The sequence below is a fragment of the Rhodococcus sp. PSi06 genome, from assembly GCF_054960675.1.
This window is the reverse complement of sequence record NZ_JBHNYO010000007.1, coordinates 142,017-162,333: the sequence shown is the minus strand read 5'-3', so window position 1 is coordinate 162,333 and position 20,317 is coordinate 142,017. Positions and strand designations below refer to the sequence as shown.

Here is a 20,317-nt window from a genome sequence, read left to right as displayed (position 1 = left end):
CGGGACTCTATCCGCCGACGCTCACACCGATACTGCGGGCTTACCGGCCTTCCACCATGCGATGGTGGCGGCGGTGCCGTCGCGCAACGGGGTGGGCTGCAGGCCGAGAACGCGCTCGCTGCGGCTCGAATCGAGAATGTAGGGGTAGCGGAACTGGTAGAGGGTGTCTCCCAGTTCCTTCATCGGCCCGGGGATCACGCCGAGAACCTGCATGACCCAGGGTGGTACGAAGCCGACCTTCGGCACGGGCACGTGCGCTGCTGCCGCGTACATTTCGACCATCTTCCGCTGGGATACGGCCGGAGCAGTAGGCGCATGCAAGACGGTGTTCCAGGTGGACGGGTTCGCGGCTGCGGCGATCATGGCCGCTGCGAAGTCGGGCACATACGTGAAGGAGTGCGGTAGGTCTGCGGCACCGATCAGTCGAACCGTCTTACCGGCGAGCACATTGGCGATCACTCGGTCTCCCATGTGGGAGGTCAGCACCCTCGGGCCGTAGAAGTCGGATGCGGCGACGCTGACGGTCGGCGTCGCGTGACGATCGCGTGCCGCCAGCAGCTGGGTGCGTACACCGAGTTTCCGGAACGTTGCGGTGCGAGGTGCATCCTCGCGAATGGGTCCGTCGATTCGGCCGTAGGCGTAGAGGCTCTCGGGAAATGTCACGATCGTGCCGGCGGCGGCGTCGAGAACCCGCTTCTCCATGGCCTCGAGCTTCTCGCGCCACACCTTGTCCTCGTAGGCGACGTGGGTGCAGTGGTAGATGGCGGTCGCTCCGTCGAAGTGAGGTCCGAGGTCGTCGGACTCGATGTCGACCGATCGCCGTTCGACGTTCGGGTGCAGTGGTCCGCTGCCGGAGCGGGTGAGGACGCGAACCGAACGGCCCTCGGCGGCAAGCTGTTCGGCGACTGCCCAGCCGACGGGCCCGGCACCGGTGACGACGTGAAGTTCTGACATGGCTACTCCGTTTCTGTGAACGAGAGCGGTGCTCTCTGTTGTATCGAGTGTGCACCCTTGGTCGGATAAATGCAAGAGCACTGCTCTCGGAAAAGAGCGGGAGTTACAGTAGCGAGCATGGCGAGCACCCCACGCACCCGAGCCCGCGCCCAGACACTGAGCGACATCACCCGCATCGGACGCGAACACCTGGCCGCGGACGGTGCCGCTGCCCTGTCGTTGCGCGCGGTCGCCCGAGACCTGGGCGTCGTGTCGTCGGCGGTGTACCGCTACGTCTCCAGCCGAGACGAACTCCTGACGTTGCTCGTCGTCGATGCGTATTCCGAGCTGGGCGACGAAGTGGACGCCGCCGTGGCCGCGGCGGACGGTCCAGGCAACAAGTTCCGTGCATTGAGCCGGACGGTACGTCGGTGGGGGCTGCGTGAGCCGGCCCGCTACGCGCTCCTGTTCGGCAGCCCCGTTCCCGGCTACCACGCGCCTGCCGAACAAACGACCGGCCCGGGTACCAGAGTGATCACCACGCTGGTCACAGTCCTGCACTCGGCCTGGACGGTCCGTCGCCCGGACATCGCACCGGCCCCCACCGAGTTGACCTCGCTGCACGTCAGTTTCGACGACATCCGCGCCCAGATGGAGATGAACCTGTCCGACGACCTCATCGCCCTGGGCGTGATGGTGTGGGCGTCACTGTTCGGTGCCGTCAACTTCGACGTGTTCGACCAATACGGCGCGACGACCTTCGCCGATCGCGACGCGCTGTTCGAGTTCCAGTTGGGAATTCTGACCAAGATTGCCGGGCTCGAATAGGACCGAGGACTGGCCGTCGTGCTTGTGCCACATCCGACGGTGCGCGGTGCCACAATGGCTATCGTGGCAACGCATGCGGAGGAACCCGAGGACCAGACGGCGTCGGCCTTGCGCGATGTCAGGCCCGGCAGTCTGTTGGTGTCGTCCATCGAACTGGTGGAGCCCACGTTTCGGCGCACCGTCATCTACATCATCGAACACAACGACGCGGGCAGTCTCGGCGTCGTGATCAACCGTCCCAGTGAGACCGCGGTGCAGAACGTGCTGCCCGACTGGTCCGAGCTCGCTGCCAAGCCGCAGGCGCTGTACGTCGGCGGTCCGGTCAAGCGTGATTCGGCCCTGTGCCTGGCGACGCTACGAACCGGGGTGTCGATCGACGGCGTTCCCGGATTGCGTCGCGTCGACGGCCGAGTAGTGATGGTGGATCTCGATTCCGATCCCGCAGACATCGAGCCACTGGTCGAGGGAGTGCGCGTGTTTGCCGGCTATTCGGGGTGGACGTTCGGTCAACTCGAAGGAGAACTCGACCGCGAGGACTGGATGGTGTTGTCCGCCTTGCCGTCCGATGTGATCGGCCCGGCCCGAATCGATCTGTGGGCGCACGTACTGCGTCGTCAGCCGATGCCGTTGGCGCTGCTCGCGTCCCACCCGATCGATGTCGAACGTAATTAGTGAGCGAACGGCCGATCCTGGGAGTGTCCTCCTGATTTCAGGCCATCGATCACCTCGTCGACGGCGACACACAGCATTCGGCCCAGGTCTGCGCTGAAGCCCTCTCGCACGACGATTCGCAGTACTGCGACATCGGTTGCGTTGTCGGGCATCGTGTATGCCGGCACCTGCCAGCCGCGGGCGCGCAACTCGTGGGACACGTCGAACACGGTGAAGTTGCAATGCTCTTTCAGCATGAACGAGAGCACCGGAATGGCCGATCCATTGGTGACAACCTCGATGTCCGGGTGCTTCTCGAGGTGTCGGCTGACGCGAACAGCGGTGTCGCGCAGAGCTTTCATGATGTCGGTGTAGCCGGAGCGGCCGAGGCGCAGGAAGTTGTAGTACTGGCCGATCACCTGGTTGCCCGGTCGGGAGAAGTTCAGGGTGAAGGTGGGCATGTCTCCGCCGAGGTAGTTCACGCGAAACACCAGGTCCTCGGGCAGGTCTTCCTTGGTCCGCCAGACGGCGAATCCGATTCCCGGGTAGGTCAATCCGTACTTGTGGCCACTGGCATTGATGGACTTGACGCGTGGCAGCCGAAAGTCCCACTCGAGCTCCGGATACAGAAACGGTACGACGAAGCCGCCGCTGGCCGCGTCGACATGGACGGGTACGTCGGGACCGCCGCCGTCGGCAATCTCGTCGAGCACCGCGCAGATCTCCTGCACCGGTTCGAGCTCCCCGGTGAACGTGGTGCCCAGAATGGCGACCACACCGATGGTGTTCTCGTCCACGGCATCTCGAACCTGCTCGGGAGTGATGACGTAGCGACCACGTTCGACGGTAAGGTACTTCGGCTCCACGTCGAAGTAGCGGCAGAACTTCTCCCAGACCACCTGAACGTTGCTGCCCAACACCACATTGGGCGTGCCGGTGCCGGCTCCCTTGGCTCGCCAGCGCCACTTGAGCGCCAGGCCGGCCAACATGACGGCTTCACTGGATCCGATCGTCGAGACCCCGGTGGCCGATGACGGGTCCTCGCGGTCGAGTCCAGGGGCATGGAACAGATCGGCGACGATGTTGACGCACCGTTCCTCGATGGCTGCAGTGGACGGATATTCGTCCTTGTCGATCATGTTCTTGTCGAACGTCTCCGCCATGAGCTTCTCGGCCTGAGGGTCCATCCAGGTGGTGACGAACGTCGCCAGATTCAGGCGTGAGCTACCGTCGAGCATCAGTTCGTCGTGGATGTAGCGGTATGCCGCGTCGGGGTCGAGTTGATCCTCGGGAAGTCGCAGTGCCGGTACAGGATTGGTTGCGAGGCGGCCGGTATAGGCCGCGGAGACGACACCGCCGGTACGAAGCTTCCTGGTCATCGTCTTCTCCTCATATCCTCGAGTGACACCCGAATCTAGTCCGCCGGCTGGGCTGCCGGTTCCGGTCGTCGGGCGAAGCGCTGAGCGATCACGGTGCAGACCATCAACTGGATCTGGTGGAAGAGCAGCAAGGGCAACACGATCAGGCCGACGGGTTGTCCGACGAACAGCACCGCGGCCATGGGTAGCCCGCTAGCGAGGCTCTTCTTCGATCCGCAGAACAGCAGCACCAGGCGATCTTCGAGTGAAAAGCCGAACAACTTGCCCGCGTACCAGGTGATGGTCAGTACGAGAGCGAGCAATACGACGCACACACCGACGACGACGGCGATTCGCCATACGGCCACCGAGGACCACACGTGTTGGTTCATCGACGCGCTGAACGCGGCGAAGACGACCAACAGGATCGACCCTCGGTCGACGAGCTTCGTCGGTGCACTGTGCCGGGTCAGCCATCCCGTCACCCAGGGCCTGATGAGCTGTCCGATGGCGAAGGGCAGCAGCAGTTGCAGGGCGATGTCGACGATCGAGCCGGGGTCGATGCTCACCGATCCCGTGGTGGTCATCAAGGCGATCACCAGCAGTGGGGTGACGAACACTCCGATGATGTTGGAGAACGATGCGCTCACCACGGCACCGGCGACGTTGCCCCGGGCGATGGAGGTGAACGCGATCGAGGACTGCACCGTGGACGGCACCAGGCACAGGAACAGCACCCCGGTGTAGAGGTCGTCGCTGATCAATCCGGGTTCGAGTATCCGCAGCGCCAGGCCGAGTGCGGGAAAGAGCAGATACGTCGACGCCAGGATCACCGAGTGCAGCCGCCAGTGTTTGAGACCCTCCCAGGCGTCCCGCGGCGACAACCTCGCACCGTAGATGAGAAACAGCAGCGCGATGGCGACCCGGGTGACCCAGCTCAGCACGTCTTCGGCTGTGCCCGTCGCCGGAAAGATACTCGCCAGAACGGCCACGGCAAAGATGCTCAACAGGAAGGGATCCAGCACGGTATCCCGCAACAACTTCACTCGGAACTCACTCCGCGGTTGTGCTGCGAGTGCGGGCGGTCAAGGTGTTCAACGTGCCGGCAATGGCGTCGGCCCGGGCGGAACCGATGGTGAGCCGGTCGCCGTTGGCGAAGGTGACGAAGGCTGCCGGTCCGGACTCGGTGGCCACGGCATAGTTTCCGCGGCCCTTGGCACGCAGCCCCCACCCGCCGAAGTCCTTACCCGGATCCACAGTCCGCACCGAGGCACCGGTGATTTCGTCGATGTCGTAGTCGAACGCGGCCATCCCGAGGCTGGAGACGTAGAGCCCGTCGCTGTCCACGTGCACGGTGAAGCGCAGCAGCGACAGAATCAGAATTGTCAGCGGGACGAAGAGAAAGATCGGCCACGGCGAGCTGGTCAGGTAACAGGTCAGCGCGGCTCCGGCCACAGAGATCGCGACGACGGTGATCCCGGCGACACGACTGGCACCGACGGCGACCACCAGGGGTAGTTCTGGGTTGCACCGCGGGAGATCGGCGTGCGGCGCGGACGTGGCGACGACGCGTTCGCGGTGGTCGCGCAGTCTGGACGCACCGAACAGGCCGGTGGCGAACCCGATGACGGTCCCCATTGCAATCGCCCAGCCCGGGATGGTGACGCTCTGACCGGAGGCCATATCCAACTCGCGGGTCAGGGTCGCTATGTGCAGGACGCCGATCATTCCGACGACGGTCAGCCCGATGACCAACATCGTTCGACGCATGATCAGCAGCACTCGGGCCAACGACGCCACGGCACTGCACCCGCCGCCCACCAGCACGATCACGATGGCCAGGGTCCAAGAATTGGACAGCGGATCGGAGAAGTCGTCCGGTTCGGTGCCGCTGAAATGGGTAGCGACCTCGTCCGGCAATCGGCCCTGCCACAGGTAGGCAAGTACCAGAACCAGGGCAGCAACCACGAGGGGTACGAGAACGCCGAAGACAACTCCAGCGGGATCGAAGGTGCGTGACGCTCGTGCTTTCATCTGCTCAGCTCGGCTGGCAGGCGTCCTTGAGGCTGCACGAGATGCACGACTGTCCGCATCCGTCCGCCTCGGCGGGCTTCGGGACGGCCGCTGCGGCGCGGGCCCCGATGGATCCACCGGCCGCTGCGATGAACAGGGCGGCGGCGAGGGCCACGACGACGGCGACGAGGGCAGATACGCCGCTCAGAGCGACTGCGGCCACTGCGCCGAGCGCCAAAACTAACGCCGACGCGGCGGTGGTGGGCCCGGCGACGCGATTGGCGAGGACGAACGTCTCCTCGTCGCGCATGGCATCGGCGGTGCGAACACCGGCGAAACGATTGCGCGGGAGCCGGCCCAGTAGCGACAGGGCAGCTACCGCGCCGACGACGAGGGCGAGCACGAACAACACAACCGCAACGATGACCACTTCGCCAGGATACGGCGCAGCGAGGTCCTGGTACCAGGCGGGCCGCGTCACACTTTAGGCTGGTCGACGTGACCGATTCCGTTGACGCACCCACCGAGTCCGCCCCCGAGTACCGCTACACAGCCGAACTCGCCGGGCACATCGAGGAGCAGTGGCAGGACCTGTGGGAAGCCCAGGGCACCTTCGACGCGCCCAACCCGGTCGGGGAGCTCGCCGGAGACGTCCCGAAAGACAAGCTGTTCGTGCAGGACATGTTCCCGTACCCGTCGGGCAGCGGGCTGCACGTCGGCCACCCCCTCGGCTACATCGCCACCGACGTCTTCGCGCGGTATCACCGCATGCAAGGGCGCAATGTGTTGCACGCGCTGGGCTACGACGCGTTCGGGCTGCCCGCCGAGCAGTACGCCGTGCAGACCGGCACGCATCCGCGCAGCACCACCGAAGACAACATCGTCAACATGCGCCGCCAGTTGCGTCGCCTGGGGCTCGGACACGATCGTCGACGGTCCCTGGCGACGACGGATGTCGACTTCTATCACTGGACGCAGTGGATCTTCTTGCAGATCTTCAACTCGTGGTTCGACGCGGACCTCGGCAAAGCGCGGCCCATCTCGGAACTGGAGGCCGCGTTCGCCTCGGGTGAGCGCACGCTGGACGACGGCCGATCCTGGGATTCGCTGACCGTCGGCGAGCGCCGCGAGGTGATCGACGGTTTCCGTCTGGTGTACGAATCCAACTCGATGGTCAACTGGTGCCCCGGTTTGGGCACGGTGTTGGCCAACGAGGAGGTCACCGCCGACGGTCGCAGCGATCGAGGCAACTTCCCGGTCTTCCGAAAGAACCTGCGCCAGTGGATGATGCGCATCACTGCGTACTCCGACCGGCTGGTCGACGACCTCGAACACTTGGACTGGCCCGAGAAGGTCAAGACCATGCAGCGCAACTGGATCGGACGCTCCCGCGGCGCGCAGGTCTCGTTCTCCGGCATCGAGGTGTTCACCACTCGTCCGGACACGCTGTTCGGTGCGAGCTACGTGGTGCTCGCCCCCGAGCACGAACTGGTCGACGGCCTGATTGCTCCCGAGTGGCCGGCCGGCGTCTCCGAGAAGTGGACCGGCGGGGCCGCGACTCCCGCGGAAGCTGTTGCGGCATATCGCGCGTCGATCGCGGCCAAGTCGGATCTGGAACGACAGGAGAACAAGGAGAAGACCGGCGTCTTCATCGGTGCGTATGCCGAGAACCCGGTCAACGGCGAGCAGGTGCCGGTGTTCATCGCCGACTACGTGCTGACCGGTTACGGTACCGGTGCCATCATGGCCGTTCCGGGCCACGACGCACGTGACTGGGAGTTCGCGACAGCGTTCGATCTGCCTGTGCGCGAGGTCATCTCGGGTGGAGACGTCACCGAGGCCGCCTACGTCGGCGACGGCGCGCTGGTGAACTCCGGCTTCCTGGACGGCCTACCGGTCGACGAGGCGAAAGCCGCTGTCATCGCCCGACTGGAGTCCGAAGGCAAGGGCCGCGGCACCATTCAGTACAAGCTGCGCGATTGGCTGTTCGCTCGTCAGCGGTACTGGGGTGAGCCGTTCCCGATCGTGTGGGATTCCGAAGGCAATCCGCACGGCTTGCCCGATTCTGCTCTGCCGGTGGAACTTCCCGAGATCGAGAACTACGCCCCGGTGTCGTTCGATCCGGACGACGCCGGTTCCGAGCCGTCCCCACCACTGGCCAAGGCCGACGAGTGGGTCAACGTCGAGCTCGATCTGGGTGACGGACTGCAGACCTACACCCGCGACACCAACGTGATGCCGCAGTGGGCAGGCAGCTCCTGGTACCAACTGCGCTACGTCGACCCCACCAACTCCGAGGCCTTCGCAGATCCGGAGAACGAAAAGTACTGGGTGGGGCCACGTCCGGAGATCCACGGACCCAACGATCCGGGCGGCGTCGATCTCTACGTGGGCGGCGTCGAGCATGCGGTACTGCACCTGCTGTACTCGCGCTTCTGGCACAAAGTGCTGTTCGATCTGGGGCACGTCAGCTCGAGCGAGCCGTACCGTCGCCTGTACAACCAGGGCTACATCCAGGCCTACGCCTACACCGACGCGCGTGGGGTCTACGTGCCCGCGGCCGAGGTCGTCGAACGCGACGGCGGCTACTTCTACCAGGACCAGCCCGTCAACCGTGAGTACGGCAAAATGGGCAAGTCGCTGAAGAACTCGGTCTCCCCCGACGAGATCTTCGCCGAGTACGGTGCCGACACCTTGCGGTTCTACGAGATGTCGATGGGCCCACTGGATACCTCACGACCGTGGGCGACGAAGGACGTCGTCGGCGCGCAGCGATTCCTGCAGCGCGTCTGGCGACTGGTGCTCGACGAGGTGACCGGCGAGGTCCGCGTCACCGACGCCAAGCCCACCGAGGACACCCTGCGGGTCCTGAACCGCGTGATCGACGGCGTGCACGCGGATTATGCTGCGCTGCGCGATAATACGGCCGGTGCCAAGTTGATCGAGCTGACCAACCACATCACCAAGGCCTACCCGGACGGTGCGCCGCGCGGAGTTGTCGAGCCGCTGATCCTGATGCTCGCTCCCCTGGCTCCGCACCTGTCCGAGGAACTGTGGGGCAAGCTGGGCCACGATAAGTCGTTGGCGCACGGGCCTTTTCCTCGCGTGGAGAAGAAGTGGTTGGTTGCCGATACGGTCGACTACCCCATCCAGGTCAACGGCAAGGTCCGCAGCCGCATCACCGTCTCTGCCGATGCGACCAAGGACGATGTCGAGAAGATGGCTCTGGCGGACGAGAAAATCGTGGCGTTGCTCGACGGCAAGGCCCCGACCAAGATCATCGTCATCCCGGGTCGAATGGTGAACATCGTTGTGAAGTAGTTCCCGCGTGGGCCGAACTCGAAGTTATGGATGAAAATCTGGCGATTTCCGTCCATAACTTCGAGCTCGCGAACTTTTCGTTAGTCTCTGGACATGACCCAGCCCGGCCCCGGTGCGACCGACGAGCACAACGCGGAACCATTGTCCGACGCCGCTCGCGCCATGCTGGCGAGCGCACCGCCCGCGAGTATTCCGGTTCCGCTCAACGCGGTGTTCAGTCCGATGATTCGTGCTCTGACGCGTCGAAAGAACAAGGGCACCAATGCCGATGCTCTGCGCCGCCACCAGGTTGGTGTCGGCACCACGGACCACGCGGGATCGGCCGTCACCGAGTTGACGCCCCGAGACCACTCGCGCGCAGAGGCGGATGACTACCTCGTCTACGTACACGGTGGAGCATTCGTCGTCGGGGAGCCGGTGGATTCGATCTCCATCGGCCTGACCGCCGCGACTGGCCTGACGTGCTTGTCTCTGCATTACGGTCTGGCACCGGCAACCCAGTTTCCGAAATCACTGCATGAGCTCGAAAAAGCCTGGGATGCAGTGGTATCCGGGAGGCGCGGTCGCCCGGTTCTGGTCGCTACCTGCGCCGGTGCCAATCTGGCGTTGGGCGTGCTGAGGCGGTTGCTCGAACGTGCCGGTGTCGCACTGCCCGCGGCTGTCGTGTTGTTCAGTCCCGCCGCCGATCTCCACGACTTCGATTCTGCCCGGCTGGTCAACGAGGGCCTGGACCCGGTCGTGAAGTGGCACGGGATGCTGGACAAGGCGCTGGCCGCATATCTGGGCGGACACGACCCCGACGATCCACGAGTGTCGCCGATACTGGCCGACTTCACAGGCCTGACTGTGCCGACACTTCTGGTCACCGCGGAGCGCGACCTCCTGCGCCCGGATGTCATGAACTTGGCGCGCCGTCTGGAACAGCAAGGGGTGCCCGTCGAAGTAAACGACGCACCGGGACTCTGGCACGCGTATCAGCAAACGCCGTCACCGGAGGCGGACGCCTCCCTCGACCGTGTCCGACGGTTCGTATCGACACATCTGTCCGCGTAGCCGCACTGTCCTCGGCGGCGAGTCCGTACTCTCGCGAAATACCGATCGGTTCGTTACAGTTCTTCGCAGGCAACCGGGGGGTGACTGCCCGGCCTCCGCTACGAATGGAAGGACGGACTGTGTACGGTCCAGGCAATTACGGTTATCAACCGCCACCGGTTGCGTATCCGCCGCAGCCACCGAGGCCTGCGCCCCGGGTGGCACCTCGGCCTGGCGTCGTGTCGATCGTGATACTTGTCGCGGGGTGCGGGGCCGGCCTCGGCTTGCGACTCGCCACGGGGCCACTCGGTAGCACTACCCTCCACGTTCTTGCCGCGAATACGATTCCGTCGATCGCGTTGGCCGTGTTCTGTGCGCTTCAGCCGGTTGCTCCGGTGCGTCGGGTCGTTGCTGTTGCCGCGGTGGCCATTTCGGTCTTGATCACGGTGCTGGCGGAATTGGTACCGCTCTACTTCTGGATCAGCGATTACGTGGTGTATTCGGCGTTCCTGTCCATCATCGTGATGGTGCCTGCCGTACTGGCGTGGGTGCTCGTTCGACGCCGCGCACTGGTGACCTTGGTGGTCGTGGCGATTTCCGTGGTGGCGGGGTCGGTTTTTCAGCTTCTTGCCCACTGGTTGATGTTCGAGACATCCCGTTCTCGTGCCACGCCGACGATTCTCGATGTGGTGCTGCTGGTCAGCATCGCAGTGCCGGCGTGGATTGCCGTCGGTATCGATGCGGTGGTAGGTCCGAAGAGGAACAACGCCGTGGCACCGACCTACAACAGCCCTCCTCCGGGATACGGACCGTCGTTCACACGGTGATCGACGCGATCAGATGGCTCCGAGATCGGCCGACAGCCAGTGTTCGGGCCGCAGGTAGAACACCACGTTCTCTTCGTGCTCGCTGTGCGCCATGTCGAGGTACCCGTCGACCTTCTCCGGCGGTAGGTAGCGGGCCGCCATGGCGCGCAGCATCTCGGGCGTACTCGGTTCCTCTCGCGCCACGGGACCCTCGACGCTGACGTAGCGGATCGTCGGATCGGATTGCTCGATCATCAGGGTGAATCGCTGTGCAGCCCTGATCAACTGGGCCTTCTTCGATGTCTTTCCGGTCAGTACCCAGGCATCACCGCCGGGGGTGTAGTCGTACCAGATAGGGACCGTCAGCGGGCCTCGATCCGGTCCCGCCGCGACCGACAGGGCGGCTATATGCGACTCGGCCAGATACTCTTCGCGTTCTGTCTTCGACAGTGCCATGGATCAACGCTAAGACTTCGCGGTCGGAAGTTCCAGGCCTGATTCGACGCCCTGTGTGGCCCCGTTCGGCTTCGCCGTGGACAGTGGAGGGATGTCGGTCGACGAGCAACAGATTCCGGGTAAGCCCGTGGGTCGCCGAGTTGTGCTCGGGTTGCTGGCGGCCGGTGCTGCAGGCATCGTCGGCGGTGGAGCACTACAGAAGGGTCTGGCGTCGGTTCTCGGCCCACTCGGCAACCACGATCCGACGGGTTTGATCGGACTGATTCCCGTCGGGGACAACTTTCGGTTCTACTCGGTGACGCAGGGCGCGCCGCGTAAGGACGAGAACTCGTATGCCCTGACGGTGGGCGGTTCCGTCGACACCCCGCGTACGTTCACTCTGCAGGATCTACGTTCGATGCCGCAGACGTCGTTGACGCGCGATTTTCAGTGCGTCACGGGATGGCGAGTACCCGAAGTAGCTTGGAGTGGAGTGAGATTGGTCGATATTCTTGATGCCGTCGGACCGACAGCGTCAGCGAATTCTCTTCGCTTCACCTCGTTCGACGGGACGTATACGGAGAGTCTGACGCTCGAGCAAGCACGTCGGGACGACGTCCTGGTTGCGCTGACAATGCTGGACGGTCCTGTCACCCACGATCACGGTGGACCGGTGCGATTGTTCGTCGCTCCCATGTACGGATACAAGAGCCTCAAGTGGTTGTCCGGCATCGAACTGACCGACAACGTGGTTCCCGGCTACTGGGAGAAGCGTGGCTACGACATCGATGGCTTCGTGGGCGAGTCGAACGGACGTCGTGATGAACCGACGAGTTGACGATCGCGCGCGCTTCGATCGTATCGAGCGGTACGTGCACTGGACCGTCGGCGTCCTGGTCATCGTCTGCATCGTCACCGCCGCGATTCTGTACATCGGGTCGCTCGCGGTTCTCGTCGGCCATCGACCGGTCGTGGAGTTCGTGCACGTGTGGTCGGGCTTCCTGCTACCGGTTCCGTTGCTTGCCGGTGCGGTATCGAAGGGCTACCGGCGGGACATGACGCGCCTGAACAGATTCGTCGACGACGACTGGAAGTGGTTGCGTTCCAAGGCCCGTCGGCTCGGCGCAGTGGGAGTGGGTAAATTCAACGCCGGTCAGAAGCTGAACGGCGCATTGAGTGCCGGATCCATGCTGGTCCTGCTCGGCACCGGTGCGGTCATGTACTTCTCGACGTGGAGTCCACTGCAATGGCGGATCGGCGCGACCTTCGTCCACGACTGGTTCGCGCTGGGATTCGGCTTACTGGTCGCCGGTCACATCACATATGCGTGGCGAGACACCGAAGCGATGCGCGGAATGACCGACGGCGTCGTCACCCGGGAGTGGGCGCGCAGCGAGCATCCGGAGTGGGTGGACGAGGATTCCTCGCGCACGTGACGTGCAGAAACTGACCATGGCGGCGGATCGGGCAGGGTGGACCTCATGAAACCGGTCGACGGATCTGTTGGGGCGTGGATCAGACCGCGCTTGACCTCGTGGAGGACGATCACCGGAGTCATCCCCCGCGGGTACGCGCGGTACGTGCGCGTCCTGCACCCGATCGAGTCCGACGACGAACACGCGATACGGTGGCGCGACGTGGCTGCGGTCACCGGCAGGCAGATACATCCCCAAGTCCAGTGGTGGCGCCTGATCGGTTCCGAGCAATCGATCAACCCGTCGAACGAGCTGTGGCCGGGAAGCGATCCCGAGATAGGTGAACTGCTACAACCCGACAACCAGACGTTGCTGGATCTGCTGGCACACCACACCGCCACGCCCGACGATGCGTACTTCGCCGTCTGGCTCGGCAGGGCGGCCTTTCATTATGGATCCACAGTCCGATTCGGACCCAGACCCGATGGGCAGACATACTCCGAGCCGGTCGACGTGGCACCGATGGCCGAATTGCTCTCGCAGGCCTCGTTGCTCGAACATCCTGGGCGAAAGTACGGAGTCTTGTCCGGAGCGCTGGAGGAGGCCGTCACCATCCCCGATCTGCTCGGGTACCTCGGGCCCGGCCCCAACATCGTATGGCCGGCTGATCGCTCATGGTGTGTCGCAACCGAAGTGGACTTCGACTCGACCCTGGTGGGCTGTTCGGAAGAAGTAGCGCGACGCCTGCTCGACTCACCCGACCTCGAGACGCTTTCCATAGCGCCCGAGGATTCTCTGACCTACGACGCCGACGTCGTGAACACTGCGTGAGCTCACTGGAGCAGCGATGTCTCGGCTCGAATCGAGAGCTACCGCAGTGTCGACGGCGACGGCTCCTCACCGACGGCTGCGGTTGGAGGATGCGACGCTCCGACGCCGATAAGGATGGCAATCGCCGTCGTCCACAACAAAATTGCGCACAGGGAGGCCAGGCCCGCCGCGGATAAGAAAGCCCCGTACATCAGCGTGCCGAGAATCCACGGTGCTTTGACCATTCCGCACAAAGCGACGATCGCCGCACATGACCTCGCGACGACTCGCAGTGCTCTCCGGTCGAGCTGTACGGAGACGGCGACGAGCACAGCCACCACTACAACGACCAACAGGGGACGCTGGTGCCATTTCGCAGCATTCTCGGCCCAGGTCTCGGCGTCCGCCCCAAGGAGATCCCGCGACGTCGGCAACGCACCGATACCCGACGCCACCGCCGCCGCACCGATGCCCGCGACCGTCACCCTGTTTCGGACTTTCATGTCACCGCTACCGCTCATCCCGTCTACAAGTTGAGAACCGTTGCGCCGCGTTCCGAGTCACTCGAGGTGGACCATGACCGCGGAGGAGAGAAAGTACACGCCGGATTCGGTTGCCACGATGGACCCGGAGACCGTCGAGCCACTCGCATCGGTCGGCACCGGCCACACCCATTTGTCGTCTCCGGTGTCGGCGGCTGACGCGGTCACCGAGGTGTCTGCCACTGTGTAGACGGTCTCCCCCACTGTCGTCGATCCCGCGAGCGGCTCCTGAAGGCGCCACACCTCGTTCCCCGTTCCGGTATCGACAACCGAGGTGTCCGAGCGTAATTCGAGATTATCGATCGCAGTACCGGTGCGAGGGTCGAAGAACGCTGCCTCACCGCCGAGGGTGACGACACCGCGGCCACCGTCGAGGTGAATCAATGTCCCGTCCAGTCCTTCGTACGGTGAGAACGCGGTGATCGGTAGTGACCACGCGTTGGCGAGGGCGTCGACATCACCGCCGTGCAGGGTCGATTCACTGTCCTCTGGGTTTCCTTCCAGGACGTAGATCGAGGTGGCGTCCGATTTGATCGCGTACGGTTCCCATCCCGTAGGAATCGGCACCCGCCGCACCGTACCGTCCTGCACACCGATCGCGACGAACGCCGGACTACTCGAAAACGAATCGAGACACAGGATTTCACCGCGAACCGGTGTACCGGCGCAACTGTTGAGACCACCGTCCGGCGACACCGACCACAACACAGCTCCATCCGATGCGGCGATCCCCACCAACCGGGCGTCGTCGAGCAGATACGTACGCGGGTTCGGTAGGCCGACCGCGGTGACAAGTACATCGCCGGCGTCGATGACTGTGTTTGTGTCGGAGTCGAACTGCAGACTCGCCGTCGGTGCGACGAAGGCCGCGAACGTGCGCCCATACACGTCGGCGGCATCGATCTGCCACCGCGGATCGTGTGTCGGTGCGGACGAGACATCCGTAGTGGTCGCTGTTTCCTGAGTTGCGGTCTCCGGAGTCGACGCCACCGCAGAGGCAGCGTCGGATGGTTCGGGCGTCGGTCTCTGGTGGGTGACCAGCACGGTCACCGCCGCAGCGACGGCAATCACCGCGATCGCGACGGCAACTCCGGCTCGTCGCGTTCCGGCGCGAGATGACCCAGTGGTCTCCAAATCGGTCACGGCCACATCGCAATCGGTGTTTGCGTCAGCGCTTCGAGTACGTCGTATCCCAGTGGTTCGGGAAGCGAGAGCGGCGCGGTCTGTAGTCCTGGTTCGACATCGGCAGTCGATCGCGCGGACACCTGCACTCCGTCGGGGTGGGTCAGGGTCACCGACCTCGACACGCGGGTGGTTCCGTCCTCCGACACCAACCCTTCGGTGATTCCGGCGTCCTCGGTCTGCATCACCGATCCGTCGGGCAGTGTTCGCGTCACCGGGAGAGGGCCGTACGCAGCATTGGGGTCGTACGGGTCCACCGGGGTCGGCAGCGGTTGATCGCCGATCACCGACAGCGACAATCCTATTCGCGCCCCGACGACGTCGAGGTCGGTGCACACGCCGGAGGTGAAACCGTCGGGAACGAGCGAGCCGATCGGCCGGTCCAGCGTCGGCGCGTTCGGTATGGACGCCCACGTAGCGGTCAGCGCGGCATTCGCAGCATCCACGGACTCCCGGCGAACATCCCGAGCCGTCCCGGTAGAGGACGCGGCGTAGACCGAGCAATCCTGCCGCGGCGCAGGCATTCCCGCAGGGACAGGTGCGGACAGGGCCAGGTCGGGACGCGCAGCGATGGCCGCAGCCACATCGGCATCGAGGGGTAATGCCGTCAGGTCGTCACCAGTGAGGCTGACGCTCACTCGGGTTCCGTCGGGGTGATACGCGACGGCGCTACGCCAGTACGTTCGCGACCCCCGCTCCTCGTACCACGTGTCCAACGTGTCGACGACAGTTCCGTCCGACGTAGTCGTACGGAAGTCGAGATTGCCTGCGACACAATCCGGTACACCGGCATCGGCCGGCCCGACGGCGAAGGTGGTGTAGGCGGACACCCCTTCGCGGACAAGCTGACCGAATGCCGACGTCGTAGGGATCGCTCCCTGTGGACCCGTGTCGCCGAAGTCTTCGACAGGCTGAAATACGAACGAACTCGACGGCGGAGCCAACGCGACGGTGACATCGGCGGGCAGCGCTGCGCGGACGGCGTCCGACATCGCCGATGCTTTCCCTGCCGTCAGCCACGGATACGACGGGTTGTCGTAGCTCGGTGTCTCCCCTCCGACGATCGCAGAGGAATAACGCGTGATTCCGTTTTCGGCCGGCGGAGGTTGGACTGAGGTGCATCCCGGAATCTCCACCGGGTACTCCACGGGTTCGGACACGATCTGGGTGTCCGCCATCGGCGAATTAGGTTCTGGCGCTTCGCCGGCCTGCGGCAACAGGCCTGCGACGACGATGCCGATCGATACAACGGACACGACGACTGCCGTATCGATGATCACATTGTGTCGCCTGGCTTCGGTCACGGTCAGACGATACAGACCGTATGGCCTGATCGACCCGATTGCGCGCCGGATTGTCAGTCCTTCGCGGAATGGCTGGGCGGCACCACCCCGGGCTGTGGCTGACGCCCGGGCGAGTTCATCGAACCACAGGAATACAAAGGTCTTCGTTGTGAGCGGAAACTCGACCCCCACTACGAAGTTCCACTCACCTCGTGCGCAGCACCAATTCCGTTGGGTGAGCGTCCGCAGGCGTATCGATGGCGTTGCGAACGGCGAGGGCAACGGTGCCGGGCTGCAAGAACTTCGAGCCGTCGTACTCTCCACCCTCGTGGGCCACGATGTCTCGCTGCATTTCGGTGTCGATGCGCCCGGGATGCACCGACGTCACTCGTAGCGACGGTTCCTCCAATCGCAATGCGTCAGCGAAGGCCCGGAGGGCGAATTTGCTCGCCGCGTAGGCACCCCAGCCAGGGTTGGCGCGTATGCCTGCGCCCGAATTGATCAGCACCACATGACCTTCGGCGGCGCGCAGAGCGGGGAGCAGCAATCGAGTGAGTTCGACGACGGCGATGACGTTCACCTCGTACTGGCGACGCCAATCGTCCGCCGTCGACTCTTCGACCGTCCCCAGCGCCGCGATCCCGGCGTTGTGCACCAACACGTTCAGAGAACCGATGCTCGACGCGGCTGCCGCCACCGCGTCCGAGTCGGTCAATTCCACCGGCCACGGGGTGGCTCCGGGCAGTTCCGACGCAATCGGGGCGACGGACTCAGCGGAGCGACCCCCCAACAACACGTGATGATCCGGAGCGAGCAGTCGAGCGATATCGGCCCCGAGGCCACGGCTTGCTCCGGTCACCAGTGCAGTACGAGTCATGCAATCAGGTTAGCTAGAAGCTCATCCCCGCCTCGGATGCCCAGGCCTGGGTGGTGTTCGCACCGTCGAGTTCTTCGCGAATGATGTCCGCGTGGCCGGCGTGCTGCGAGATTTCGCGCAGAATGTGCAACACGGTGAACCGCGCGCTCTGCCAGATTCTTGTCGGTGCCCAAGGCGCTGTCGGGACCGGGACGGACAGGTCGAGGTCCATCGTCGCCAGGGCGTCGGTGGTGGCGCGCGCCACCTCTTCCCACTCCGCAAGCAGCCCTGCCACACTCTCGTCGTCGGCCATCACGTACTCGCTGCCCACCCCGGCCATGTCGAATTCGGCCGTCTCGTCCAGGTCGGCGATCACCTTCATCCAGTGCCGTTCGTTGCTCACAACGTGGTGGAGCAGCCCGCCTAGTGTCAGCTCGCTCGAGGTGGTGCGGGTACGTGCCTGTTCGTCGGTGATGCCACGGACGGTGATGAGAAAGTTCGCACGCTGTTCGTCGAGCATTTTCACGATGTCGGTGTTCTCGGTGGCCATTGTTTTCCTCCTGGTAGCTGGTGAAACTCACACTACGAACAATTGCGGACAGCTTCGGTCCCCAATCGAACCGAGCAGAAATCGGCCGGCGGACGCAAACTATCTGCATGGGCGATCGAGGTTTCACTTCCACGCAGTTGGCGGCACGGGCGGCCTACCTGCTCCGAGGAAACGACCTGGGCACCATGACCAGCGCGGCGCCACGGTTGTATCCGCACATGTGGAGCTGGGACGCGGCATTCGTCTCCGTCGGCCTGGCACCGCTGAGTGTCGAGCGTGCCGTGGTGGAGATGGACACGCTGCTCTCGGCGCAGTGGAAGAACGGGATGATCCCGCACATCGTGTTCGCCAACGGAGTCGACGGCTACTTTCCCGGCCCGGCGCGGTGGGCCACCGGCACCCTTGCCCCACACGCTCCGATGAACCCGCAGACATCGGGCATCACGCAACCCCCCGTCCATGCCATCGCAGTGCAGCGCATCCTCGATCACTCCAAACGGCACGGGCGTACCACCCGCGCGGTCGCCGAAGAGTTTCTCGATCGACGCTGGAGTGATCTGGTGCGGTGGCATCGTTGGCTCGCGCACGCCCGCGACGTCGACGACAACGGCCGGATCGCACTGTTCCACGGTTGGGAATCCGGCATGGACAATTCGCCGCGTTGGGATTCGGCCTACGCCAATGTGGTTCCGGGAGAGATGGATCCGTACTTCAGGGAGGACAAGGCGGTCATCACCGACGCGTCCCAGCGGCCCAGTAATCTCGAGTACGACCGCTACATCTGGTTGGTCGAAGAGATGAAGCAGGTCGGCTACGACGACGATGCGCTCAAGACCAAGATGAGCTTCGCCGTCGAGGACGTGTTCGTCAGTGCGATCTTCGCGGTGGCCTGTGACGTGCTTGCCACCATCGGTGAGGACCACTCACGTCCGCGCTCGGATGTGCGGGAGTTGCGATCGTGGGCGGAGAAGTTCCGTACCGGGGTCGTGGCGTCGACGGATGCGCGATCAGGTGGAGCCCGCGACTTCGATCTGCGGACGGGTCAGTGGATCGGTACCGAAACCATCGCGATGTTCGCGCCGTTGCTGTGCGGCGGCTTGCCGCGCGAGCAGGAACGCAATCTACTTCGAATCTTCGAGGGCACCCGATTCTGCGGGCATCCGGATCTGCGGTACGCCGTCCCGCCTTCGACGTCGCCGGTATCGAAGGATTTTCGTGCCCGCGAGTACTGGCGGGGACCGGTGTGGCCGGTGATGACGTGGCTGTTCTCGTGGGCGTTCGCGCGTCGCGGATGGTCCGAGCGATCTCTGTCGCTGCGGGACGAGGGACTGCGGCAGGCCAGCGACGGAAGTTTCGCGGAGTACTACGAGCCGTTCACCGGCAAGCCGCTCGGCAGCATGCAGCAATCATGGACGGCCGCGGCAGTGCTGGACTGGCTGGGCTAGGGGCGCGGATCAGCCGAGGTAGCTGTCCACCAACGGGCCGACGACGTCGAACGAGGTGGCGTCGGGCACGAGGTACTTGGCCACGGTGCCGCATACGAAGGGATGCCATGCGGAACCGGAATCGGTTCCCATGGACGAGACGGCCAGGATGTCGCCGAAGTAGATGCCGGGCAGGTGCCGCTGAACGAGCTCGTCGTTGTGCGAGGCGACGGCCAGCAATTCCTCGACGTGGCTGCGATCGATCTCGTCGCCCATCGAAGCCAGGAGATCTGCTCCCTCGGCGCGAGCGCGGACCGGGTCGCTGTCGAGGAGCGTCAGGGCACCGACGGTGACGCCGCGGCTCTGCAGTTCGACGGCGATGGCGTGGGCGAGTACTCCGCCGAAGGACATTCCCAGGAGATGCACCGCACCGGAGGGCTGGACGCGAAGGATGTCGTCGGCGTAGGAGGCGGCCAGTGCTGCGAGGGACTCGGCGCGCTCACCGGAAGTCGGCACCTGGATGCCGTAGATGGGCCGGGCGTCGTCGACGTGCGTGGCCAGACCGGCGTAGCAGTCGACCAGGCCCACCAGAGGGTGGACGCAGAAGACCGGCGCGAGATCACCGGAGGTGCGGATCGGTGCGATGGTCGGCACCACGTAGTCGGACGGGTCGAAATCCGTGATGGCCACATGCGAGAGATCGTTCACGACAGTCATGGGTGCGCCTCCGAGCCGAGAGATGTAGTTCGTGTTTCCATAAGGTTGGTTCGTGCCGACTCTGGGTATGTCGCCGTCGGCAGCGTGAGTGTTACCCACGTCTCATTACCGACGACTCAACCACGTCCGCGAACAGAACGCATTAGTGACTGTTCACCACG

General features: G+C 64.3%; 21 protein-coding genes. 9 read left to right on the top strand and 12 right to left on the bottom strand.

From position 1 onward, the window contains the following. Positions 1-21: 21 nt before the first annotated feature. Positions 22-954 carry an NAD-dependent epimerase/dehydratase family protein gene (locus ACFI9K_RS11450; RefSeq protein WP_462663600.1) on the bottom strand — a complete coding sequence of 311 codons (933 nt, stop codon included), beginning with the start codon at positions 952-954 and terminating at the stop codon, positions 22-24. Positions 955-1,071: 117 nt separating this feature from the next. On the opposite strand from ACFI9K_RS11450, the gene ACFI9K_RS11445 reads away from it, so the two are divergent. Both ACFI9K_RS11445 and ACFI9K_RS11440 read left to right on the top strand, forming a co-directional pair. Continuing rightward, entirely contained in the window at positions 1,072-1,761 is a 690-nt protein-coding gene (locus ACFI9K_RS11445; protein WP_462663599.1) for a TetR/AcrR family transcriptional regulator, read from the top strand. Between the two features lie 54 nt (positions 1,762-1,815). Continuing rightward, positions 1,816-2,433: a YqgE/AlgH family protein gene (locus tag ACFI9K_RS11440; protein ID WP_462663598.1), complete on the top strand. Its 618-nt coding sequence runs from the start codon at positions 1,816-1,818 to the stop codon at positions 2,431-2,433. Here the strand turns inward: ACFI9K_RS11440 and ACFI9K_RS11435 are convergent. The 4 genes from ACFI9K_RS11435 to ACFI9K_RS11420 are packed head-to-tail and all read right to left on the bottom strand — an operon-like array spanning position 2,430 to position 6,213. After that, positions 2,430-3,791: a glutamate decarboxylase gene (locus ACFI9K_RS11435; protein WP_462663597.1), complete on the bottom strand. Its 1,362-nt coding sequence runs from the start codon at positions 3,789-3,791 to the stop codon at positions 2,430-2,432. The genes ACFI9K_RS11440 and ACFI9K_RS11435 overlap by 4 nt on opposite strands. A 35-nt stretch (positions 3,792-3,826) precedes the next feature. Then, positions 3,827-4,816, bottom strand: coding sequence for a bile acid:sodium symporter family protein (locus ACFI9K_RS11430; RefSeq protein ID WP_462663596.1), 990 nt, complete (start codon positions 4,814-4,816; stop codon positions 3,827-3,829). A gap of 7 nt (positions 4,817-4,823) precedes the next feature. Next, positions 4,824-5,804, bottom strand: coding sequence for a DUF1648 domain-containing protein (locus tag ACFI9K_RS11425; RefSeq protein WP_462663595.1), 981 nt, complete (start codon positions 5,802-5,804; stop codon positions 4,824-4,826). Between the two features lie 4 nt (positions 5,805-5,808). Next, on the bottom strand, positions 5,809-6,213 hold the full coding sequence (locus ACFI9K_RS11420; RefSeq protein WP_462663594.1) for an SdpI family protein: 405 nt from the start codon (positions 6,211-6,213) through the stop codon (positions 5,809-5,811). A gap of 68 nt (positions 6,214-6,281) precedes the next feature. Here ACFI9K_RS11420 and leuS point away from each other — a divergent pair, with 68 nt between their 5' ends. The 3 genes from leuS to ACFI9K_RS11405 all read left to right on the top strand — a co-directional run bounded on the left by leuS (position 6,282) and on the right by ACFI9K_RS11405 (position 10,963). Next, entirely contained in the window at positions 6,282-9,104 is a 2,823-nt protein-coding gene (gene leuS / locus ACFI9K_RS11415) for a leucine--tRNA ligase (RefSeq protein ID WP_462663593.1), read from the top strand. A gap of 93 nt (positions 9,105-9,197) precedes the next feature. Further along, positions 9,198-10,157, top strand: coding sequence for an alpha/beta hydrolase fold domain-containing protein (locus ACFI9K_RS11410; RefSeq protein WP_462663592.1), 960 nt, complete (start codon positions 9,198-9,200; stop codon positions 10,155-10,157). Between the two features lie 218 nt (positions 10,158-10,375). Then, on the top strand, positions 10,376-10,963 hold the full coding sequence (locus tag ACFI9K_RS11405) for a hypothetical protein (protein WP_462663591.1): 588 nt from the start codon (positions 10,376-10,378) through the stop codon (positions 10,961-10,963). 9 nt (positions 10,964-10,972) lie between these two features. On the opposite strand, the gene ACFI9K_RS11400 is transcribed toward ACFI9K_RS11405, so the two are convergent. Next, the gene (locus ACFI9K_RS11400; RefSeq protein WP_462663590.1) at positions 10,973-11,398 is read right to left on the bottom strand and encodes a pyridoxamine 5'-phosphate oxidase family protein; all 426 of its coding nucleotides are present in this window, start codon (positions 11,396-11,398) and stop codon (positions 10,973-10,975) included. 91 nt (positions 11,399-11,489) lie between these two features. Between ACFI9K_RS11400 and ACFI9K_RS11395 the strand changes: the two genes are divergently transcribed. The 3 genes from ACFI9K_RS11395 (at position 11,490) to ACFI9K_RS11385 (ending at position 13,623) form a co-directional block, all read left to right on the top strand. Beyond that, positions 11,490-12,215, top strand: a complete 726-nt coding sequence (locus ACFI9K_RS11395; protein ID WP_462663589.1) for a molybdopterin-dependent oxidoreductase — start codon at positions 11,490-11,492, stop codon at positions 12,213-12,215. Next, the gene (locus ACFI9K_RS11390; protein WP_462663588.1) at positions 12,199-12,813 is read left to right on the top strand and encodes a cytochrome b/b6 domain-containing protein; all 615 of its coding nucleotides are present in this window, start codon (positions 12,199-12,201) and stop codon (positions 12,811-12,813) included. The genes ACFI9K_RS11395 and ACFI9K_RS11390 overlap by 17 nt, the downstream gene beginning before the upstream one ends. A gap of 90 nt (positions 12,814-12,903) precedes the next feature. Beyond that, complete coding sequence (locus ACFI9K_RS11385) at positions 12,904-13,623, top strand: hypothetical protein (RefSeq protein ID WP_462663587.1); 720 nt, start codon at positions 12,904-12,906, stop codon at positions 13,621-13,623. A 38-nt stretch (positions 13,624-13,661) separates the two neighbouring features. On the opposite strand, the gene ACFI9K_RS11380 is transcribed toward ACFI9K_RS11385, so the two are convergent. The 5 genes from ACFI9K_RS11380 to ACFI9K_RS11360 all read right to left on the bottom strand — a co-directional run bounded on the left by ACFI9K_RS11380 (position 13,662) and on the right by ACFI9K_RS11360 (position 18,015). Beyond that, the gene (locus ACFI9K_RS11380) at positions 13,662-14,123 is read right to left on the bottom strand and encodes a hypothetical protein (RefSeq protein ID WP_462663586.1); all 462 of its coding nucleotides are present in this window, start codon (positions 14,121-14,123) and stop codon (positions 13,662-13,664) included. A 39-nt stretch (positions 14,124-14,162) separates the two neighbouring features. Continuing rightward, a complete protein-coding gene (locus ACFI9K_RS11375; protein ID WP_462663585.1) occupies positions 14,163-15,287 on the bottom strand; it encodes a hypothetical protein in 1,125 nt (374 codons plus the stop codon). Further along, positions 15,284-16,630, bottom strand: coding sequence for a hypothetical protein (locus tag ACFI9K_RS11370; protein WP_462663584.1), 1,347 nt, complete (start codon positions 16,628-16,630; stop codon positions 15,284-15,286). Before ACFI9K_RS11370 ends, ACFI9K_RS11375 begins: the two co-directional genes overlap by 4 nt. Positions 16,631-16,814: 184 nt before the next feature. Further along, complete coding sequence (locus ACFI9K_RS11365; protein ID WP_462663583.1) at positions 16,815-17,486, bottom strand: SDR family oxidoreductase; 672 nt, start codon at positions 17,484-17,486, stop codon at positions 16,815-16,817. Between the two features lie 13 nt (positions 17,487-17,499). Continuing rightward, positions 17,500-18,015: a DinB family protein gene (locus tag ACFI9K_RS11360; RefSeq protein ID WP_462663582.1), complete on the bottom strand. Its 516-nt coding sequence runs from the start codon at positions 18,013-18,015 to the stop codon at positions 17,500-17,502. A gap of 107 nt (positions 18,016-18,122) precedes the next feature. Here ACFI9K_RS11360 and ggh point away from each other — a divergent pair, with 107 nt between their 5' ends. Then, entirely contained in the window at positions 18,123-19,460 is a 1,338-nt protein-coding gene (ggh, locus tag ACFI9K_RS11355; RefSeq protein ID WP_462663581.1) for a glucosylglycerate hydrolase, read from the top strand. Between the two features lie 9 nt (positions 19,461-19,469). On the opposite strand, the gene ACFI9K_RS11350 is transcribed toward ggh, so the two are convergent. Continuing rightward, complete coding sequence (locus tag ACFI9K_RS11350; protein WP_462663580.1) at positions 19,470-20,156, bottom strand: thioesterase domain-containing protein; 687 nt, start codon at positions 20,154-20,156, stop codon at positions 19,470-19,472. Positions 20,157-20,317: the final 161 nt, after the last annotated feature.

Coding starts and splice junctions, on each gene's coding strand:
- ACFI9K_RS11450 (WP_462663600.1), bottom strand. CDS start 954: ATGTCAGAACTTCACGTCGTCACCGGTGCCGGGCCCGTCGGCTGGGCA.
- ACFI9K_RS11445 (WP_462663599.1), top strand. CDS start 1,072: ATGGCGAGCACCCCACGCACCCGAGCCCGCGCCCAGACACTGAGCGAC.
- ACFI9K_RS11440 (WP_462663598.1), top strand. CDS start 1,816: ATGGCTATCGTGGCAACGCATGCGGAGGAACCCGAGGACCAGACGGCG.
- ACFI9K_RS11435 (WP_462663597.1), bottom strand. CDS start 3,791: ATGACCAGGAAGCTTCGTACCGGCGGTGTCGTCTCCGCGGCCTATACC.
- ACFI9K_RS11425 (WP_462663595.1), bottom strand. CDS start 5,804: ATGAAAGCACGAGCGTCACGCACCTTCGATCCCGCTGGAGTTGTCTTC.
- ACFI9K_RS11410 (WP_462663592.1), top strand. CDS start 9,198: ATGACCCAGCCCGGCCCCGGTGCGACCGACGAGCACAACGCGGAACCA.
- ACFI9K_RS11400 (WP_462663590.1), bottom strand. CDS start 11,398: ATGGCACTGTCGAAGACAGAACGCGAAGAGTATCTGGCCGAGTCGCAT.
- ACFI9K_RS11395 (WP_462663589.1), top strand. CDS start 11,490: ATGTCGGTCGACGAGCAACAGATTCCGGGTAAGCCCGTGGGTCGCCGA.
- ACFI9K_RS11390 (WP_462663588.1), top strand. CDS start 12,199: ATGAACCGACGAGTTGACGATCGCGCGCGCTTCGATCGTATCGAGCGG.
- ACFI9K_RS11380 (WP_462663586.1), bottom strand. CDS start 14,123: ATGAGCGGTAGCGGTGACATGAAAGTCCGAAACAGGGTGACGGTCGCG.
- ACFI9K_RS11365 (WP_462663583.1), bottom strand. CDS start 17,486: ATGACTCGTACTGCACTGGTGACCGGAGCAAGCCGTGGCCTCGGGGCC.
- ACFI9K_RS11360 (WP_462663582.1), bottom strand. CDS start 18,015: ATGGCCACCGAGAACACCGACATCGTGAAAATGCTCGACGAACAGCGT.
- ggh (WP_462663581.1), top strand. CDS start 18,123: ATGGGCGATCGAGGTTTCACTTCCACGCAGTTGGCGGCACGGGCGGCC.
- ACFI9K_RS11350 (WP_462663580.1), bottom strand. CDS start 20,156: ATGACTGTCGTGAACGATCTCTCGCATGTGGCCATCACGGATTTCGAC.